Here is a 3,034-nt window from a genome sequence, read left to right as displayed (position 1 = left end):
GGCGCCGGGGAATTGCTTCGGAACGATGAGCTCGAGCGCTTCGATACAGGACGATTTCCCCGTGCGAGGGTGTGCCCAGAAGGCGAGTGACGAGCGTTGACGATGCCCCTGCTTGATCACATGCGACAGAGCCAGGAGTATGGAGCCGGTCGGCAAGACGGCACCGGCACAGATGATCGGATGCGCCTTCCAACGCAGGTCACGCATCTTGGCAAGATCAAAGTGTTCAGAGATCGTAGCAGACATGTCGATATCCTCAGTTGATGGCGAAGAAGGGGACTACGGGAGCCAACGTGTGGGTGGCCGCCGTTGACGCCACTGTTCGATTCGGTTGCACCGGGGGCGAGGTCGCGACCGTGGCATTCTCAGAAGCCTCGGGCGCGCTCCGAGCCTTCCCCGCTTCAGAATCGGGGCGCACGTTACCGAGCCGCGCCTCCTCTGCTAACTTATTGGCGGCATCGCTGACTGCCGGCTTTGCCTCGGTCCCGCTCTTGGCCAGTGCGTCCTTCGCGAGAAGCCGAAGCCATTCCGCGACCACCGACTCACCTTTCCTGAGGCTAAGTTGGCCCGATTTGACGGCTGCTTTGATGAGGCGGCGCGCTTCGCGCGAATGCGGGTGTCCAGCCCAAGCGCCGGTGGCATGCACGACACCCAGGAACGTACCGGTCTGTGTGAAGACGTGAAATGACTCGATGTCGTCTTCGTTGAGGTGGGCCGTAACGTCCCTACCTATCAGATCGGTTCGCTCAGAAAGCCACGGCGCCTCGTATCGTGCTCGGTCAAGGTAAATATGTGCACGATCGCCGCTCTCCCGTTTCCCGCCCACCGTAACTGTTTCAATTGCCGCGCTGAGCGGCGGCATGCCAGCGACGTGCGGCGGCCGGATAGGTGCAAGGAATCCGAAGCTCGGGTCCTCGACGTACTGCTGCAGAAGTTCGAGCGGAGTACGCCCGTAGTTTCCTGCTGGTCTGGAGGCGTTGTGGTCTGCGACAACTGCTTCGACGAGGTCAAGAATCGCGTCAAGATGAATCTTAAACTTGAGCGCCTTAGCCTCGGCTTCCTTCCGCCGGGGGTCTTTTGGTCCCTTTCCCGTCGTCGACGGGAGGCGATGGAACCCTGCCGCCTCTAGCCGCTTGTTCAGAGACTCCACAAACGGCCGCCGCTCGAAGTGCGCAACCTTTCCGTAGTTAATTGCGCACCCCACGATGAATCCGATCCGCGAGAGTACGGGCTCAGCAAGATGAGCGGAGTCGTTGTCCATCAGCAACAGATTGAAGCCGCAGTTCGCCAATGCAGGAATTCGCTCAGATGGAAAGCCCCCATTGGACGCCCCCTTAAAATCCGTGAGCGACATCGCGCGTGGACACCACTGGGTAACGGCTTTAGCAACGGTCTTAATGATGTCGGCTGAATTCACCTTCCTGCGAACGATCACGTGGTAGGCCAGGACGGCCTGGCTGAACCTATCCACGACCAGCACGACAACCATGCGTTTCATCGGTACATACACCGGCCCCTTGGGAGTCGGGATCCCCACGGTCCCAATGAAATCGAGCGTATGCTCATCCATCTCGACGACGTCGAACGGAAGACGTGCCTTCAGCCGGCTCGGCACGCCCCGACCAGTGGCGCGCTTTGCCTGTGCGTCCTTGCCGTATTGCTGATCGGTGATGAGGTCGCTGTTCGCATCATTGAAACCGTGGAACCACTTCGCGATAGCCCGCTCACCAAGACCTTCAACACAGAAGGGCCAGTCGTCATCACCGAGACCCTCCTTCCGACACAGCGCCAAAAGGTACTCGTGTGCCGCTTTGGGCGTGACTCGGCTCTCAGGCACTGAACCCTCACGCGAGCCCGTCAGAACGTATGCCGAAATGCGTTGCAGGATAGATGGGTGAACCGTGAAAAGGTGGGTAAGAGCACCGCTGTAACCGCCTTTCGCCAAGGGTTCCCGTGCAGTCGTGGGCTCCGTTCGCTCGTATGATTTCAACCTCTGGCACGGCAGAATCGCAGGCCAACCGATAATCCGACCGCGGCGGTCGAAGCTCACACAGCGATTCAAACGGCGAAGCATTTCTGCATGCGAAAGCTTGATCGCTATCAGCTTCGCCTTCATCTCCCTGCCATCAATATAGGCTTCGATCGCCTGCTTGATCTCGCCATAGCGTGACCGCGCCGCGCCCTCCAGGCACGACAGGTCCGCATCAGGCCAATCCTGATATCGTGCGAGTTCTGCCGGCAGCGGTCTCCTCGTGAAGGCCATCATGAGGTTGCCCCTACCGCACGGAGTTCGGTGTTTCGACTCCAGGTGGCACTATCGAGGTCACTTGACAGGAGCCGCAAACGAAGGTGCTTCGCGATAGCTGCGAGGACCAAAGCGGGCGGGTAAAGATGCAGGGTATCGAGAATTTGTCCGATGCAATGCACACGGCCATCGGATACAGCCGCCTGAAGGCCTGCTTCGGCCAATGCCAGCGAGTGTTCGTGTGCTCGATGGTATGCCCCAACTACTCGAACCCAGTTCCAGATTCGGGTCTGTGCCCTATCGAGGACGCCTGGGGTGATCTCCACGAATACGCCACCGCGACGACGTGCGGCCGCTTGATACCGATCGAGAAGCGTTTTGGAAGCTTCGTTTGACGGATCCAGCGGTCGTGCGCTGACGCGCCGGCACTCCGTCCTCCCGTCGACGAAGTGGACAATCGCATCGAACCCGACCGCTTCCTCCCCGCTATCTAGGGTGGTCGTGACGGGTGGCGCATCGTACTCGGCGTGGTCTACTAAGGGGTCGCCCTCGGTAAAGTAGAAATGCTCGTGTCGCAAATCACCCAGCAGGGGAATTCGTCGGCCATCTGGGATGCTCTGCACCACCCAAATGCCCACGCGGACGTCGCGGTTGTCGTGCCGATTGCCAGCAGCTCGCCTGCGCTGGTTGCGCGCTGGCGATGATGATTTCGTAACCATGAAAGCCTCCCATAAAAATGGAGGCGAACAGCTTCGTCGGCAGCACGGCTTCGCAGCCGCACACCTCCAC

Annotated in this window: 3 protein-coding genes; all 3 read right to left on the bottom strand. The window is 59.8% G+C overall.

Annotated elements, in window-relative coordinates; genetic code table 11:
- On the bottom strand, positions 1 to 246 hold a 246-nt coding region (locus ACTHLF_RS20610; RefSeq protein WP_440330006.1), incomplete at its 3' end, for a hypothetical protein.
- Positions 247 to 256: 10 nt separating this feature from the next.
- A complete protein-coding gene (locus tag ACTHLF_RS20605; RefSeq protein ID WP_440330004.1) occupies positions 257 to 2,266 on the bottom strand; it encodes a hypothetical protein in 2,010 nt (669 codons plus the stop codon).
- A 558-nt stretch (positions 2,267 to 2,824) separates the two neighbouring features.
- Positions 2,825 to 3,034: hypothetical protein (locus ACTHLF_RS20600; protein WP_440330002.1), on the bottom strand; the 210-nt coding region annotated here is incomplete at its 5' end.

The sequence above is a fragment of the Luteibacter sp. genome (assembly GCF_051958795.1).
Lineage (GTDB): Bacteria > Pseudomonadota > Gammaproteobacteria > Xanthomonadales > Rhodanobacteraceae > Luteibacter.
This window is presented reverse-complemented; position numbering and strand designations above follow the sequence as displayed.

Coding starts and splice junctions, on each gene's coding strand:
- ACTHLF_RS20605 (WP_440330004.1), bottom strand. CDS start 2,266: ATGATGGCCTTCACGAGGAGACCGCTGCCGGCAGAACTCGCACGATAT.